The organism is Tenacibaculum aestuarii (assembly GCF_964510395.1).
GTDB lineage: Bacteria > Bacteroidota > Bacteroidia > Flavobacteriales > Flavobacteriaceae > Polaribacter > Polaribacter aestuarii.
The window spans coordinates 797,393-812,868 of sequence record NZ_CAZEFY010000003.1 but is presented as its reverse complement, the minus strand read 5'-3'; the positions used below and the strand labels follow the sequence as shown (position 1 = coordinate 812,868).

Annotated in this window: 15 protein-coding genes and 2 tRNA genes; 12 read left to right on the top strand and 5 right to left on the bottom strand. The window is 28.3% G+C overall.

All coding sequences use genetic code 11. From position 1 onward, the window contains the following. Positions 1 to 4 precede the first annotated feature (4 nt). The 4 genes from ACKTSU_RS09885 (at position 5) to ACKTSU_RS09870 (ending at position 2,249) form a co-directional block, all read left to right on the top strand. A tRNA-Pro gene (locus ACKTSU_RS09885) sits at positions 5 to 79 on the top strand. An 8-nt stretch (positions 80 to 87) separates the two neighbouring features. Next, positions 88 to 161 (top strand) — tRNA-Arg (locus ACKTSU_RS09880). A gap of 202 nt (positions 162 to 363) precedes the next feature. Beyond that, on the top strand, positions 364 to 1,554 hold the full coding sequence (locus tag ACKTSU_RS09875) for a site-specific integrase (RefSeq protein WP_408036246.1): 1,191 nt from the start codon (positions 364 to 366) through the stop codon (positions 1,552 to 1,554). A gap of 29 nt (positions 1,555 to 1,583) precedes the next feature. Further along, entirely contained in the window at positions 1,584 to 2,249 is a 666-nt protein-coding gene (locus ACKTSU_RS09870; RefSeq protein WP_408036245.1) for a hypothetical protein, read from the top strand. A 42-nt stretch (positions 2,250 to 2,291) separates the two neighbouring features. Here ACKTSU_RS09870 and ACKTSU_RS09865 read toward each other — a convergent pair whose 3' ends face one another. Further along, the gene (locus tag ACKTSU_RS09865; RefSeq protein WP_408036244.1) at positions 2,292 to 3,710 is read right to left on the bottom strand and encodes a hypothetical protein; all 1,419 of its coding nucleotides are present in this window, start codon (positions 3,708 to 3,710) and stop codon (positions 2,292 to 2,294) included. A 173-nt stretch (positions 3,711 to 3,883) separates the two neighbouring features. Between ACKTSU_RS09865 and ACKTSU_RS09860 the strand changes: the two genes are divergently transcribed. From ACKTSU_RS09860 to ACKTSU_RS09850, 3 genes are all read left to right on the top strand, one after another. Then, entirely contained in the window at positions 3,884 to 4,753 is an 870-nt protein-coding gene (locus ACKTSU_RS09860; protein ID WP_408036243.1) for an AAA family ATPase, read from the top strand. After that, the gene (locus ACKTSU_RS09855; protein ID WP_408036242.1) at positions 4,731 to 5,735 is read left to right on the top strand and encodes a DUF3871 family protein; all 1,005 of its coding nucleotides are present in this window, start codon (positions 4,731 to 4,733) and stop codon (positions 5,733 to 5,735) included. The genes ACKTSU_RS09860 and ACKTSU_RS09855 overlap by 23 nt, the downstream gene beginning before the upstream one ends. An 81-nt stretch (positions 5,736 to 5,816) precedes the next feature. Next, complete coding sequence (locus ACKTSU_RS09850) at positions 5,817 to 6,125, top strand: hypothetical protein (RefSeq protein ID WP_408036241.1); 309 nt, start codon at positions 5,817 to 5,819, stop codon at positions 6,123 to 6,125. On the opposite strand, the gene ACKTSU_RS09845 is transcribed toward ACKTSU_RS09850, so the two are convergent. Beyond that, positions 6,108 to 6,281 (bottom strand): hypothetical protein, encoded by a 174-nt coding sequence (locus ACKTSU_RS09845; RefSeq protein WP_408036240.1) that lies wholly within the window; start codon positions 6,279 to 6,281, stop codon positions 6,108 to 6,110. The genes ACKTSU_RS09850 and ACKTSU_RS09845 overlap by 18 nt on opposite strands. 120 nt (positions 6,282 to 6,401) lie before the next feature. On the opposite strand from ACKTSU_RS09845, the gene dndC reads away from it, so the two are divergent. The 5 genes from dndC to ACKTSU_RS09820 are packed head-to-tail and all read left to right on the top strand — an operon-like array spanning position 6,402 to position 11,996. Next, positions 6,402 to 7,766: a DNA phosphorothioation system sulfurtransferase DndC gene (gene dndC, locus ACKTSU_RS09840; protein ID WP_408036239.1), complete on the top strand. Its 1,365-nt coding sequence runs from the start codon at positions 6,402 to 6,404 to the stop codon at positions 7,764 to 7,766. Next, complete coding sequence (gene dndD, locus ACKTSU_RS09835; RefSeq protein WP_408036238.1) at positions 7,763 to 9,850, top strand: DNA sulfur modification protein DndD; 2,088 nt, start codon at positions 7,763 to 7,765, stop codon at positions 9,848 to 9,850. The genes dndC and dndD overlap by 4 nt, the downstream gene beginning before the upstream one ends. Continuing rightward, positions 9,834 to 10,232 carry a DndE family protein gene (locus ACKTSU_RS09830; RefSeq protein ID WP_408036237.1) on the top strand — a complete coding sequence of 133 codons (399 nt, stop codon included), beginning with the start codon at positions 9,834 to 9,836 and terminating at the stop codon, positions 10,230 to 10,232. The genes dndD and ACKTSU_RS09830 overlap by 17 nt, the downstream gene beginning before the upstream one ends. A gap of 7 nt (positions 10,233 to 10,239) precedes the next feature. After that, the gene (locus tag ACKTSU_RS09825) at positions 10,240 to 10,767 is read left to right on the top strand and encodes a hypothetical protein (protein ID WP_408036236.1); all 528 of its coding nucleotides are present in this window, start codon (positions 10,240 to 10,242) and stop codon (positions 10,765 to 10,767) included. Positions 10,768 to 10,769: 2 nt separating this feature from the next. Next, complete coding sequence (locus ACKTSU_RS09820) at positions 10,770 to 11,996, top strand: DNA sulfur modification protein DndB (protein WP_408036235.1); 1,227 nt, start codon at positions 10,770 to 10,772, stop codon at positions 11,994 to 11,996. Here the strand turns inward: ACKTSU_RS09820 and ACKTSU_RS09815 are convergent. Genes ACKTSU_RS09815 through ACKTSU_RS09805 form a run of 3 tightly spaced genes read right to left on the bottom strand, consistent with a single transcriptional unit; the run spans position 11,993 to position 15,475 of the window. Beyond that, on the bottom strand, positions 11,993 to 12,811 hold the full coding sequence (locus tag ACKTSU_RS09815) for a hypothetical protein (RefSeq protein ID WP_408036234.1): 819 nt from the start codon (positions 12,809 to 12,811) through the stop codon (positions 11,993 to 11,995). The two genes, ACKTSU_RS09820 and ACKTSU_RS09815, sit on opposite strands and share 4 nt — an antisense overlap. Further along, positions 12,801 to 13,283 carry a hypothetical protein gene (locus ACKTSU_RS09810; protein ID WP_408036233.1) on the bottom strand — a complete coding sequence of 161 codons (483 nt, stop codon included), beginning with the start codon at positions 13,281 to 13,283 and terminating at the stop codon, positions 12,801 to 12,803. Before ACKTSU_RS09810 ends, ACKTSU_RS09815 begins: the two co-directional genes overlap by 11 nt. Then, the gene (locus ACKTSU_RS09805) at positions 13,283 to 15,475 is read right to left on the bottom strand and encodes an AAA family ATPase (RefSeq protein WP_408036232.1); all 2,193 of its coding nucleotides are present in this window, start codon (positions 15,473 to 15,475) and stop codon (positions 13,283 to 13,285) included. Before ACKTSU_RS09805 ends, ACKTSU_RS09810 begins: the two co-directional genes overlap by 1 nt. Between the last annotated feature and the right edge of the window lies 1 nt (position 15,476).

Sequence of the window (15,476 nt, the reverse complement as noted above, 5' to 3'; positions counted from 1 at the left end):
CAATCGGGGTGTAGCGTAGCCCGGTCATCGCGCCTGCTTTGGGAGCAGGAGGTCGCAGGTTCGAATCCTGCCACCCCGACTGATAATGGTCGCGTAGCTCAGCTGGATAGAGCATCTGCCTTCTAAGCAGACGGTCACAGGTTCGAATCCTGTCGCGATCACAATAAGCCTTACTAATTTTAGTAAGGCTTTTTTGTTTTTGTAGGTTTTATGGTGCTTGCAGAGCTGTTTTTATATTTTATCCTTATCACTTCTCTTAAATAAATTACCTATAATAAAAGTATTTCTAGGTGTCCTTTTAGGTGCCCCACTTTTATATTCTGGGTGTCCCATTTTTTACTAACATAATAGAGTATATATATTATGAGTGTCAATAAAATAAATATCCTGTTTATATGTAATGGGAGTAAAATAAATAAGAAAGGATTGTGTCCTTTGAAATGTAGAATAACTTTTAAAAAGAAAAGAAAAGAATTTGCAATTGGTTTGTTTGTAGATTTAAAACTATGGAGTAGTAAAAAACAAAAGCTTTTAGATAAAGCAGGAAATTCTAAAATTGTAAACACACAATTGAGCCTTATTGGTCAGAAGATTAATGAGGCTTTTTTATTACTTCAACTTCAACAAAATGATTTTAATGTTGATGATATATACAGTCAATATAAAGGAGAGAATACTAGAGTAGAAAAGACCTTGTTAGAGTTGTATGATATTCATAATGAACAAACCAAAAAACTTATAGGGATTGATTTCAAAGAAATTTCTTGGAATAGGTATATAGAGAATAAGAGAAAGGTAGAAAAGTTTATAAAGTTTAAATACAAAAGAAATGATATAAAGCTTAATAAACTAGATTTAAAATTTATAAAGGATTTAGAGTATTATTTTAAAACAGAACTTAAGTTAAGTCAAGCTACAATAAATAGGGGCTTACAAAGAGTTAGAAAGATAGTTCAATTTGGAATAGATGAGAATTATTTAGACAAGAATCCTTTTTCATTATACAAGCCAACCAAGTATAAAATTGACTTGGTTTATTTGACTTCAGAAGAGCTGAGAAATTTAGAAAGTTTTAAGTTTAAACAAAGTAAACTAGAGGTAGTAAAAGACTTATTTATATTTTGCTGTTATACAGGCTTAGCTTATCAAGAGATGATAAATTTAAATTCTAAGCACATTGTTATAGGATTTGATGATAATATTTGGATAGAAATGTATAGGCAAAAGACAAACTCTAAAATTTCAATTCCATTACTTCCAAAAGCTAATGATATATTAGGTAAGTATAAAGGTGTACTTCCTAAAATTTCTAACCAAAAGATTAACTCTTATTTAAAAGAAATTGCAGATATAGTTGGGATAGAAAAGAGATTAACTCACCATGTAGCTAGGAAAACCTTTGCAACTACTGTATTACTCTGTAATGGGGTTTCTATGGAAGTAGTTTCTGAACTACTTGGTCATTCTAGATTACAAGTTACTCAAGAGCATTATGCTAAGGTTTTAAAAGTTAAAATAGTGGATGAACTAGGTCGATTTTATTTGAATAATTAAATTTAAAAACTCTTAATAAATAAGTTAACATGGGGAAATTTGATTTGAATAATATATACTTTTATAAATGTGGTGATTTTTATTACGTTGAACAAGAGATTAGAATAGGATTGTATGCGATTAGTGACTTAGTAAAATATCAAGAGGAAACTTATAAGGAAAAGAGAAAAGAGTTTCTGAATAGAAGAGAAGAAAAATTAGCTGTTATTGAAGAGGAGTTTAAAGGTCAATATGATAGACAGTTCTTTCAAGAAGAAGACATGGGATTTAATGAGCTTAAATATATTCAAAGAAATGCTGTGTGTCTAGTGTTTTTCTCTTTCTATGAATCACAATTACTGAAGTTATTTAGGTTAGCAAAAAGTCAGATGGGAGAAGAAGTAAAGGAAGAGCCTCAACAAGGGATTATTAAAGCATTAAATAGATACTTTATTAAAGAGTTAAAAATAGATAATGAGAATGTAGAAAAGTTTTATACTAAGATAGCTAGTCAAATTAATGTAAGAAATGCAATTGCTCATACCCAATCACAATTATCCAATCCTAAAAAGTTTTGTAGAGTTGAAGGTTTAGAGTTATATGGAAGTAAAGTTAATATTGTAGAGTCAAAATATTTGATAAATTTAATTAACTGGGCAAATAGGTATTTTGTTGAGTTGTTAGAGGCAATAGATAAAAAAATAGCATCCAAATAACACTTAAAAAAGGAGAGGTTTTTAGCCTCTCCTTAGATAAGATTAAGCCCATTTTTCTACTTTCAAATTAGGAGAAATCCCAATTTGCTTTTCTAGAACAACTGACAATATAAGTTTCACTAACTCTACATTTTCTTTTGTAGTAATTATAGAGTCATGAATAGTAAAAATTGGAGCTCTTGGCTTTAAGATATGTAAAATTTTACAAGCTTTGAGAAGTACTAATTCAGCCTCTAATCTCTGTAAAGCAATAGCTAAAGAATTATGTTTATTCCTTCCTTTTTTTATAAAGCTAAATACTTTATAAACATTAGGAAAGCTAACTTTAAAAATTTCAATAGCTTCATTATATGCAATTGAAGTATTAGGGCTAAAGAATGTAAAAAAAGTTATGTCTTTTGCTTCGTCTCTAATTTCTTTTTGAGATGATTTTTTAATAAGATTTTTTTCTACTAAAGTAGCACCAAAGCATTCATAAAACTTTCCACTTGAAACAATTTTTTTAAACTCAATTACATCAGGTTCATTCTCTATTTCAGAAACTAAATTTGATAATTCACTTTCAGTAATATTAGAATTTATAATCTTTTGATGTATTTTGTTTTTTATCAAGCCTCCTCTTTCTAGCAAAGAAACAGATAGTAAAGGTTGGCAGTTAACAATATCAACTGCATATAAGTCTTTACCATTATATTTAGTATATTTTCTTAAGCTAGATTTTAATTGAGTCAAATTTGTATGAAGTCTATATCCCTTATTATCTACATGAAAACTATAATTGTTATCATGAATTTTTAAAAAAGGTACTAGTCTAGTATTGTATCTTTGACCCGGAGTTGATTTTAAATCTTTTTTTAGATCTTTTTTATATTCTTGTCTAAGATGCCTTTTTCCAGAAATAAAATCTACTTTTAAATTTTCATCATACCAACTTCTTAAGAATTTTAAATCTTCAGTTTTACTATTATTTATTTGACCGTTATTTTTTTGGATACTTTTGATAAGTGTCCATTTAGTAATTTCAATAGAAACAATAGCAGAATTATATTGATTGGTGAATTTATATCCATAGGACTTTTTCCCTGGTATATAATTAGGGCTTCTAACAATTATTCCAAAATCTCTTAGATAAGTTATATACTTTTTATAATCATGTATTCTTTTTTGTAAAAGTTTACCATTAATAAGAGTATATTCATTTGAATTATCTAAAGAGTTTTTTCTTTTTGAAGGAATAGAAAAAATTAAATGTAAGATGTATACAAAACAATCTCTATGATATTTAAAATCTGGAGGGTTTTGTTCAAGTATCTCATCAATTTTTACTTTTCTAGGAACATATAATGTCAATGAACTTTTTCTATTGCAACCATTTTTTACAAGTAATTCATCTAAACTTGGGTTGCTGACCTGATTTAAGTGAGATATAGATGAATTTCTCACTTCTTTGGTTTTTACCATATCCTCTACCTCAAGGGTAGAGCTTCTTTATAGTAAAGAAGGTGTTTCTTTAACACGGATGGTAACCTTCACTTAGGTCAAAGTGTTTGATTATCAAATCAAAAAGTGTACCCAATAACTTATTTATTAAAAAACTGACATATTAACATTAACAATTTTAAATATAAAACTTTATGGAATTAAAACAAAGTAAAAGAGCAAATGTAAAACTTCGAATAGGTATCTCTGGAGCAAGTGGATTTGGTAAAACTCATTCAGCATTGTTATTAGCTTATGGAATAACTAATGATTGGAATAAAATAGCAGTTATAGATACTGAAAATTCTTCAGCTTCTTTATATTCAGATTTAGGGAACTTTAATGTAGTGGATTTACAAGCTCCATATAGTCCTGAGAGGTATAAGGAAGCAATAGTGCTTTGTGAAAAGGCATCTATGGAAGTTATCATAATAGATTCTATTAGTCATGAATGGAATGGTACAGGAGGATGCCTACAAATACATGAACAATTAGGTGGTAGATTTCAAGATTGGGCTAATGTAACACCAAGGCATCAATCTTTTATTGATAAGATTCTTCAATCTACTTGTCATATAATAACAACAACAAGGAGAAAAACTGACTACTCATTGGACTTAGGAAATAATGGCAGAACAAAAGTAGTAAAACATGGAACAAAAGAAATAACACGAGAGGGGTTTGAATATGAACTCACAGTTAATTTTGAACTTGTTAATGATGAACATTTAGCTAGGGCAAGTAAAGACAGGACAGGGTTATTTATGAATAAACCTGAGTTTGTCATTACAGCTAAAACAGGAGAAAGATTGTTGAAGTGGTGTAATGTAAAGCATCTTACTTTACAAGAAATGATTAGTAAAATTAACAATTCACTATCTATATCTGAATTAACAGAATTATACAATGATAACCTAAAATATCAACAAGTATTACAACCTCAATTCAAAAGTAAAAAAGAGCAGTTAGAAAAATTAAGTAATCTTCAAAATTTTAGTACAAATGGAACTTCAACTAATACCTAATAAAGAAAAAATAGAAAGTCACAAAACTACTACCATAATAGAGTATAATGATTTAAATATTTTAGATAGATCACCATTTATAGAGGCTAATACAAAAAGTGTTAGTCTTTCTCATTTACAAAAGGATTGTATTATACCTGTTTTTAGTAAAGACAATGAAAAAACTATTGCTCATCAAGAGTTTATTGAAGTAGTTCAGAATTCTGTTGGTAAAGTATTTTCACACCATAATATAGATGCCCCAGAAGTACGTATTAGTCATCAGATTAAGGGTAGAACACCAAGTGCAATACATAAATCTGCTAAAGATTTATTGGATCATGAGAAAACTATATATTATGAAAGGATGGCTTTTATAATTCGTGTGCCTAGTATTACTGAAACTATAAATGGAAATAAATTGGCTTTAACAATTGGAGGAGTACGTGCTTATAATAAGGAAAACCTATATAGTAAAAAATCTGTTGAGAAATTTCAGGTGTTTATAGGTTTTCAAAATATGATATGCTGTAACTTATGTATTAATACTGATGGTATGCAATCAGAAATGCGTGTAGGTAGTGTAAATGAGTTATCAGTTAAAGTACAAGAATTAATAGCAAATTATGATGCAGAAAAGCATTTAAAAGAAATGTTAGCTTTAACTGATTACAGCCTTACTGAAAGACAGTTTGCTTTACTAGTAGGGAAGGCAAGACTTTACAATTTTCTACCAAAGAATCAAAAGATGCAGATTCCACAATTACTATTAAATGATGGGCAAGTTTCTACTATAGCTAAGGATTACTATCAAGATGAGAGGTTTTGTAAAAGTCAAGATGATAATATTAATCTATGGAATGTATATAACCTATTTACATCAGCAAATAAGAGCAGTTATATTGACACTTTTAGTGATAGAAATGTAAATGCATTTGAATTCACAAATGGACTTAAAAATACCCTGAATGGTGATTCTAACTATTCTTGGTTTTTGAGTTGATTATTGTGTCTTGATTTATTTCAAGACACATTTTTATAATTTTGTTTATTTGTCTTATTTTTAGATAAAAAAATAATTAACATGAAAACTGTAAGTAAAGAAGGTTTAGGTGTGGAGTTAGTTAATATTCCTGAAGGGTGTATAGTTGTAATAAATAGAGATGAAGTTGATTACGATAATGAAGACAAAGTTTTTCAACTTGTTTCAAAAGCTGAACTTGAAAATGATTTGGTAAATGTTTATTTACTAGATTATGATAAGGAAAATCATATAGTATTACCTTTTTACCATTATACTATAAATGATGAAGGCTTTTTTGTAAAAAGTAAAAGTTCTTCTTTTCCATTTATATATGCTAAAGAAAAAGTGAATTTAATTTTTGTTGTTTGATTTTAAGTTTAGTAAGTCATTTTCAGTGTAAAAGAAAGAGTTGCCCTCTTTCTTGTATTCAAGTTTTCCAGTAATTCTTAGATGCATTAAATCACAACTTTTAATTTTAGCTAGTTTGATAGCTTCTTTACTTGTTATCCATTTTTTACTTGTCATGTTAGGTTAGACGAGTTTTTTAGATAAACTTACATGTTAATAAATACTATATACATAAGTAGAGCTTAGGTTGAATATTGAACCAATTTAAGTTAATTTTGAAAGATTTTATATTAAACTATGATTAAAATTAAAAGCAAGAAAATTGAGGGTATTATATCTGAAATAATAGATCAATATGCTTATGCAGATAAAACTGAGAGACCTTGGATTATAGGGTTTAGTGGAGGTAAAGATTCTACTGTGTTATTAACCTTGGTGTGGATAGCTCTCCAAAGGATAAAAAGAGATTTGCCTTTTCCATATCAGCTGAGAAGACCTGTTTATGTTGTTTGTAATGATACAATGGTTGAAAATCCAATAATTTCAAGTTACATAGATGATGTTTTAGTAAAAATTGAGGAAGGAGCTAGAGATCAAGGCATTCCTATAATAGTAAAAAAAACAGTACCTAAGTTAGAGGAGTCTTTTTGGATTAATGTAATAGGTAAAGGATACCCTGTCCCAAACAACACTTTTAGGTGGTGTACTGATAAGCTTAAAATTAGACCAACTTCTAACTTTTTGTTAGAGCAAATAGATGAAAAAGGGGAAGCAATAGTTTTGTTAGGAACTAGGTATGAAGAAAGTGTTACTCGTGAAAGATCTATGAAAAAACATGAGATTAAAGGAAAAAGACTTTCAAAGCATAATACTAATGCTAATACTTATGTCTATGCCCCAATAAAAGAATTAATGTTAGAAGAAGTATGGTATATAATTAATACTGTTTCTTCTCCTTGGGGATTTGATAATTCAATATTATTTCAAATATATGCTGATGCAAGTGCTGATGATTATGAGTGTCCTACTGTAGTTACAAATAAGGCTCATTCATCATGTGGACAAAGTAGGTTTGGTTGTTGGACATGTACTGTAGTTAAAAAGGATAAATCTATGACAGCATTAATAGGGAATGGTCAACATTGGATGCAACCTCTTTTAGATTATAGAAATAGATTAGTAGAGAACAGGAACATTAGTAAAAATAGATCTACAACTAGAAGAAATGGGATGCCAGCAATTAGTGAAGATGGTCATAGATCAGGTAATTACGAAGCTCATTATAGAGCTACAATGTTAAGAGAACTATTAGAAATTCAGAAACAAATTCAAGTAGATAGACCTCACGTAGCTTTAATAACAAATCAAGAGTTAATTGCTATTCAGGTTACTTGGAATAGGGATCTCGAATTTGATTATAATGTTGGAGATATTTATAAAAAGGTTTATAACAAAGAGATAAGCACTAATAATATCAAATCATTAGATGATACTGAAAGAAGAATTTTAAAAGATATTTGTAAAGAAGATACATCTTATTATCACTTAATAGATAATCTGATAACTTTACAAGAAACAAAGACACTAATGATTTCTAAGTATGGATTACATAATGATGTAGAAAATAGAATAGAGTCTTTTGTAAAAGAAAATGAATTATGATAATTAGTAGAATAAAGCTTAATAATTTTAGAATATATAAAGGAGAAAATGAGCTTAATCTCAGAAGTAATGGAGATAAAAATATTAGTATTATAGCGGGTAAAAATGGTTTTGGAAAAACTACTTTTTTAACATCTTTAATATGGTGCTTTTATGGAAAACTTATGGTTCAAGTAGAAGATAAGTATAAGAAAGATGTGAAAAATATAGGAGGCTATGATAATTATTTATTATCATTAGTTAATAGAGAGATTAAAAATGAATCACAAGAACCATTTTTTTCAGTGGAAGTTGAATTAGAAGATTTATTAATACCTTCTATACCTTGTAGAACTGTCAGTATAAAAAGAACTTATAATCTAAATACAAAACAAGAAAAGTTACAAATACTTATTGATGGAGATGAAAATGAATTAACCAAAGATGTAGGTTTTGAGGTGTTTATAAATGATTTTATCTTACCTAGAGAGATAGCTAAATTCTTCTTCTTTGATGCTGAAAAAATAGTATCTCTTGCAGAAGCAAAGTCTAAATCAGAATTAAGAAGTTTGAGCAAAGCTTATTCTGAAGTTCTAGGAATTAAAAAGTATGAGGAATTAAAAAATAACTTAGAGTCTTTATTAACAAAGTTAAGGAGGAATGGAGTATCAGAATTAGAGGAGTCAGAGTTAAAAAAGTTATTATCAGAAGAAGAACAGTTGGTTAAGATAATTAATCATAATCAAGATAAGCTAGAGGAAATTGATAAACATGTTTCTATTTTAAATTCTGAAAGTGACTCACTGCAAGAAAAATTAATTAGAGAGGGAAATTCAATAACACTAGAAGAATTAAAAGAATTAAAATTAAAGCGTGATGAATTAAAAGAAGAGTCTAAACAGATAAAACAAAAATTAAAAAAACTTTTAGACCTTGTACCTCTTGTAATAGCGGGTAAACATCTTAGTAAATTATATAATCAATTAGTTTTAGAAAATGATGAGTTGTATGGAGCTCTGTCTGAAAAGATATTGGAAAAAGAATTAAACTCTTTTTCTGAAAAATTACTGGCTTGTAAAGAATTGGTTGATATTGAATCTTCAATAAAAATTAAATTAGAAGAAGCTATTAATTTTTCAATTAAATCAAGGTTTAATAAAGAAAAAAAAGGTTCTAAAGTAGGTAAGGTGTATTTAGAATTTAGTGAAGAATCTTTTAGAGAGTTTGAAGCTATCTATAATAATATTAAGACTACTTTTTTAAGTCAGTTTAAGGTAATTGTTAAAGAAGAGAATGTAAATAAAACCTTGTTAAATAATGTGATAAAAAAAATTAAACAGGGAGAAGCAAGAAAGGATAATCATTTAGCTAAACAATTTAGGAAAGAAAAAATTGATGTTGATACAAAAATTAAGAGTTTACAAGAAGATAAGTACAAAATAACTGAGGAATTAGGAGCTCTAAAAACTAAATTGAATTCACACAAGAAAGTTAGATCAGAGTATGAGAAGAAGTTTAATTTAGTTGAAACAGATAAGAAAAAGTATGAAGTAACAAGCAATCTTTTAATTAAAATTAATGAATTAATAAAAAGAGTTAAACAAGATAAAAAATACTCTTTACAGAAATCTGTTTCATTAGGACTTAAAAAGTTAATGCATAAAGTAGATTTTATATCTAATGTAAAAGTTAATATTGTTGATGATGTTATGGATATTGATTTATTAGATGTTAATGGTGAGGTAATAGATAAAGATTCATTATCAAAGGGTGAGCAACAATTGTATGCTACAGCTTTGTTGAAGGCACTTGTTGATGAATCTGGAATTAAATTTCCTGTTTTTATTGATAGTCCTTTACAGAAGTTTGATAAATACCATTCAAAAAATATTATTAAAGAATTTTATCCTTTCATATCTGAACAAGTAGTACTATTCCCTCTTTTAGAAAAAGAGCTTTCAGAGGTTGAATATGAACTTTTAAAGCCTAATTTGAATAAGACTTTCTTGATTCGGAATAGGAATAATAGTTCGGAAATTACTTCTACCCGTGTGAATAATTTATTTAGAGAATTTAAAAAAGAGAAAGATGTTTACGCACATTAGGACTAGTAAAGAAAATAGAGATATAGTAGCTCAACTAACAAGGAAGCTAAATCTTGGTACAGAAAATATAATATCAAGAATTGCTTTAACGTACTCTTTATCATTAGATAGAAAATTAGATGTTAATGATATTCAAAACTCTAGTGGTAAAGAGTATTCAAGTAAAGTGTTATTTGGAGATTATATAGATTACTATACAGGTATGGTGGCTTTGCACTATAGCTTACATATATCTGATAAGGATCTAGCTAAGTATGTAAAGCTCCATATTGATGATGGCTTACAGCTTTTAAATGAAGAAATTAATTCCAATAGTAATGTTGATGGGTTTGATTTTTTAACAGAAAAAATTAAAGATAGTCTAACAACAATTGTAATTTAGTTAATCTATGAGCTATCTTACACTTGATGAGGTCAAATTAGCTACTATTGGAGGACCTCCATACTTATTAGCAAATTATCACTCTCCTGATTGGTGGAAATTAATTAAAAATCATAATCTTCCTAAGCCAGTTAAAATTAAGTTTGATGATAAAATTAGGTCTAATATGTCTAGTAATCTTAAGGTAGCTAAAGGAATTTATATGTTTTTTTTGGAGACAACTCACTCATTTCCGCCTGATATTTATATGAGACACATTTTATATGTTGGTAGAGTTATAGAGGGGGCTTCTGGTCATAATTTTCATAAGAGAATGTATCATTATGTTAAAGATATTGGAAATAAAAAAGCTGCAAGAAATAGAATGAGGTTAGCCAATCTATGGCCAGATAATACTTATGTCTATTTTTTTGATTTATCTAAGAGAGATGATAAGGATATAAAAGATATCGAAACAAATATTTACAATCACATAGTCCCTCCATTAAATGAAGAATTACATGGAGAATCAAGAATGACTAGAAAACTTTATTAATTATGATTCATTTAGCATGTACTTTAGGAAATTTAGGGTATTGGGATTATTACTCGACTTTAATGAAGGTTAAAGATATAGTTTCAAACCAAAGGATAATTACTGTAGCTGAATCAGAAGAGCTATATACTAATAATATTAATAAAGTTTTACAAAGAGAAATATCTGAAAATAGAATTAAAGCTTTGTCAGAATACATACTAGGAACTGATGAAAGGTTTTTCAGTAGTTTGGTAGTGGCTATTCATAAAGGAAGTCCCAAATGGACTGAAATAGATATTTCTAACACCTTTGATATTGAAGGTAAAACTTTGGATGAGAAATCCATAGATTTTTTAAGTAGTAAATTTGGAGTATTGTCTCTGTCTGGAAATGAACAAATATTTGCTCTAGATGGGCAACATAGATTAAAAGGATTAAGAAAAGCTTTCAAAGATGATAATACAATAGGAGAATTAGAAATCCCTGTAACATTCGTAATCCATAATCAAAAAAGACTTGAAAAAACCAGAAGATTATTTACTGTTTTAAATAAATATGCAGAGAAGCCAAAAGGAGCAGAATTAATAATATTAGATGAAGATGATGCAGCTGCAATTATAACTAGAAGATTGGTGACTGAACATCCTATATTGTCATTAGATAATGCCATATCTAGTTCAAAAACTGGTGCCATTCCTAAAAATGATTATAAAAGTTTTACAACCTTAGTTACAATAAATAAGATAAATAAAATTCTTTTTAAGAAGACTAAAAGTTTTTACACTAAAAGACCTTCTGATAACGAGTTAGATGAATTATATAAAGTTTCATCTGGTTTCTGGAATAGTGTTTTTAAAACCTTTCCTAATATTGAAAAGTATATTAATGGTGGGAATGATGTAAAAATTGATAATAAGTTAATATCAAGAAAATCAAGTAGTGGAGGGAGTTTGCTTTTAAGACCAATAGGGCAGGAATTAATATCAATAGCTTATTCTAAATTTGATGATAGTGAAATTGCTAACTTTGAAAAGAAATTGGTTAAAATTGATTTCAATTTATCTAATGATTATTGGAAATATGTATTCTGGAATGACAAGATGTTAGGTAAAGAATTACGTTTAAAGAAAGGAATTATTCTAAAATTGATGGGAAAACCTATAAAAGGTTATAATATTGATAACGAAATGAAAAGAATATATAAGTTATATAACAAAATTTATAATTTTTCAATTAAAGAAGTTTAATTGTCCAATTCAAAATAAGGCTTATCAAATAAAGTGATCCTCATATCTGTTAAAGGTATTTTCTTTAAATGGATTCTGCTCATTATATAATCCAATTTAAATATATCATCTCCATAGTTTTCATAATTAATATTTTCAAATAGATTGTCAAAAAAAGAATACACGTACCTTTCTTCACTATGGTAGCTAATAATAGCTTGAATGAAAAATAAAACTAATCTAGAGCAAGTGTTAATGAAGGTGAATAAGTATTTTGGGTTTAGTTGTTTTAAAAAAAAGAAGTCCTCATCAGGAAATAATAAAGAGCCATGAGCTAATTGATTTCTTATTTCATAAATTATTTCAAGCTCATTGTTGTAGTCTTTATTTCTTAACTTAATGAGTTTGCTAGACTTGATTATAGATAATAATTTGAAAAATGTGTTTTTTTCACAATTAATACCATAGAGTGGTAGATTACGTGGTCTAGAATTTAAAAATTTATTGATGCAATTTACCTTACCATATTTCTTAATCTGAGTTCTAGTGAATATTTTACTACTTAAAGCCTCTAGTCCACCCCATATATAATTGAATATTGTTAATTCTTTGATATAGTTTTTTGTTATTCTTTCTTTTGATAAATCACTTTCATATGCTGGTCTACACCACTCTCTTTGAGATGTTTTATCAAATCTATTCCAAGAGATATCTATTTCATTAACACCAGAAGAGATCATAAGCCAGTCATTTAAATCATGATAACCAATTTGATTAATAATTAAAGCTAAATCAGAACAATGCTCTTGTAAATCTTTTAATCTTTTACAAGCCATTGTATAAATCTATAAACATATAATGGGAGTTATCAAGTTTGCCATTTTCCCATAATTCTTCAAGATATGCTAAACCACCATTAGCATATTCTTCTATTAAGTTTACAACTCTTGAAATTACTTTATTTAGGTCTTCTTGTTCCATATCTTCAAGCTCATTCCAGTCAATTTGTAAATCATCTGTTTGAGTGAAAATCACCATCAATAGAAAATCTATAAGAGAAGAGTCTCTTTTCCATTTTCCCATTTCAATAAAGTCTTTAGTAAGGTCTCTAGGAGGTAATGGCAGTCTTTGTTTTTTCTTTATACCTAGCATCATGGCATAAATATAAATTTCATAATAAGGTCCAAATCTGCTATAATCTGTACTTTTGCTTCCTTTTTCAGAAAAGGCATCTAGCACAGGTATTCTACTAACTGCGTATCTAGGTCTTTTAAGAAGTAAATTATTTCTAAATTCTTGACTATTCATTATTTTCTTCTTTCAATTTTAGTGGTTCTTTCTATCTGTGGTAATTCCTCATCTACCTCATTTAGATATAATGTTTTTATAGTGCTACTTTCCAATAACTTTTGTCCCAAATCTGTGAGCTTACCATCTAGGTCTTTATCATATAAATCCTTTACAAGAATTATACTCTGTGGGAATACATCTGGTATAGCTTCAAAGAATCCTTTATTAAAGGCTTTTCCAAATGCAGATAATGGTGCATCAGCTAATAGAGGGTAATTGTATTGAGAAGTGTTTGCTGAAATTATAGCCATAACTACTGCAAACTTTTTCATTCTCTGGAAGCCTTCTGAAGCTCCAGAAACTTCATTACCTAACTCATCTATATAGTCTAATGAAATACCACCAGAAGGTGTCTTTTCAAAGCTTAAAAAACCTCCTTTTATGTCATTATACTTAATGAGGCTTTCAAAGTGTTCATTAGCATGACTCTCTAACAGACTTACCATTTTGTCAAATACTCTAGCTTGAGCCTTATTAGTTGCTTCAACTAAATCTTGACTTATTTCATAATTTAATGTGTAGCCTTCAGGAATATCTTTTGGTCTTAAATTAGTTATCTCTTTATCAGTATTAGTGATTTTTGTTTTAAGCTCACTAATATTATTTTGTAATCTTTCAATCCTACCAGAAGCTTGTTCTATTCTTCTTATAGAACCTTTGTATTGGTTGATAATATCTGAAGCATTGTCTGCACCTTCAGATTCTGTCCCAGCAATCAGAATATCCTTTCTACGTGCTTTTAGAGCTTTTAATTCTGAATAGAGTTTATCTAACCTCTTTTTTAATTCTAGTTCTTTTTCACGTGTCCTTAAAACACTTTGAGGTATTGCCTCAAACTTGTTTAGAAATGGAGATGCATTAATTTGTAGGTTACCAAAAAAATCTTCTAAATCATTCTTAACAAATTCCTTTTTTGAGTCAGCTTCATTAGGTCTATTCTTTAATTTCAAAAGATAATTATGTGCATCAGAACCTCTTTCAGCAGGTCTATCACAAACATGACAGTGTTCACTTTCTATCATTTGTTGTAATGTCACTGCATCTGGTGAATCTGATGGAAGTATAGTGAAGTAATCATTTGGATTTTCAGTAGCATTTAATAATGCTCTTTTCTCATACCTTTTTTGTCTAAAGTTTTTTATTTTGTCTTTGAAGTCAACTATAGATTGCTCAAATCCTAAAGAAATCCAAGAGAAACTACCATCAAAAAATCTACTATTAATACCCTCTAGGAAATTGTCATAATCTTCTTTAACTCTTTTTAAAACTTTACTCTTATCAGAAATTTTGTCATCTAATTCTTTTCTTTTTTCAGCATTAGCAAAGTTCTGTTCTAGGTTGTTTTTTTCTTGTTCTGCTGTTTCATAAAGTTCTTTCTGAATATTCAGTTTTTCAACCTCTTGCTCTAGCTGGGTTTCAAGAGATTTTTTTAACTCTATAGCACTATCAAGTCTGTCATTATGATCACTAGTAGATTTAGTTTGTTTATTTAAATCATTATAGGCTTTACTGGAAATGTCCTGAACAATTTTAGCAATATCTTCATATTTACTAATGTTAGTAAGAGTTCTTACAGCATCTTCAATGCTAGACTTCTTTGTAAAATCTATCATTTTATCAACCTCTTCACCTTGGAAAAAAGAGTACTGTCTTAAAGTAGGTAGTATAAGTTGATTAATTACCCTATGCTTTTCTTCTGCATCATAGATAGGCTTATATTTTGGTAACACATGGTCAGTTTTATCAACTTCAACATCATTTAGAGTTATTTGCCAATTATCAAAATCAGATAGCTTTTCTCCAATTCTAGTTGCTACAAATGATTTGATAATTTGAAATTTATGTCTATTGGTAGAATACTCTATTTTAATACCTGTTTCAACAGAGTCACCTATTGATGTTTCATTTTTAGCCTTATCTGATATAATCTTAACAGCAAAATCTTTTACAGGATATGTTTTTTTATCATCTGAATTAAGTACAGTATCATAGAATAACCATAAGAAAGCATTGAAAAATTTTGATTTACCAGCTCCATTATCAGCTACTACAATATTGACACCTTCTTCAAAGTCGTATCTTGTAGTGTCATAGTCACCATAATAATTGAAGAAGTTTTTAAATGAAATACTATTTATAATTGATGCCATA

Coding starts and splice junctions, on each gene's coding strand:
- ACKTSU_RS09820 (WP_408036235.1), top strand. CDS start 10,770: ATGATTCATTTAGCATGTACTTTAGGAAATTTAGGGTATTGGGATTAT.
- ACKTSU_RS09875 (WP_408036246.1), top strand. CDS start 364: ATGAGTGTCAATAAAATAAATATCCTGTTTATATGTAATGGGAGTAAA.
- ACKTSU_RS09805 (WP_408036232.1), bottom strand. CDS start 15,475: ATGGCATCAATTATAAATAGTATTTCATTTAAAAACTTCTTCAATTAT.
- ACKTSU_RS09865 (WP_408036244.1), bottom strand. CDS start 3,710: ATGGTAAAAACCAAAGAAGTGAGAAATTCATCTATATCTCACTTAAAT.
- ACKTSU_RS09855 (WP_408036242.1), top strand. CDS start 4,731: ATGGAACTTCAACTAATACCTAATAAAGAAAAAATAGAAAGTCACAAA.
- ACKTSU_RS09815 (WP_408036234.1), bottom strand. CDS start 12,811: ATGGCTTGTAAAAGATTAAAAGATTTACAAGAGCATTGTTCTGATTTA.
- ACKTSU_RS09850 (WP_408036241.1), top strand. CDS start 5,817: ATGAAAACTGTAAGTAAAGAAGGTTTAGGTGTGGAGTTAGTTAATATT.
- ACKTSU_RS09845 (WP_408036240.1), bottom strand. CDS start 6,281: ATGACAAGTAAAAAATGGATAACAAGTAAAGAAGCTATCAAACTAGCT.
- ACKTSU_RS09870 (WP_408036245.1), top strand. CDS start 1,584: ATGGGGAAATTTGATTTGAATAATATATACTTTTATAAATGTGGTGAT.
- dndC (WP_408036239.1), top strand. CDS start 6,402: ATGATTAAAATTAAAAGCAAGAAAATTGAGGGTATTATATCTGAAATA.
- dndD (WP_408036238.1), top strand. CDS start 7,763: ATGATAATTAGTAGAATAAAGCTTAATAATTTTAGAATATATAAAGGA.
- ACKTSU_RS09860 (WP_408036243.1), top strand. CDS start 3,884: ATGGAATTAAAACAAAGTAAAAGAGCAAATGTAAAACTTCGAATAGGT.
- ACKTSU_RS09830 (WP_408036237.1), top strand. CDS start 9,834: ATGTTTACGCACATTAGGACTAGTAAAGAAAATAGAGATATAGTAGCT.
- ACKTSU_RS09825 (WP_408036236.1), top strand. CDS start 10,240: ATGAGCTATCTTACACTTGATGAGGTCAAATTAGCTACTATTGGAGGA.
- ACKTSU_RS09810 (WP_408036233.1), bottom strand. CDS start 13,283: ATGAATAGTCAAGAATTTAGAAATAATTTACTTCTTAAAAGACCTAGA.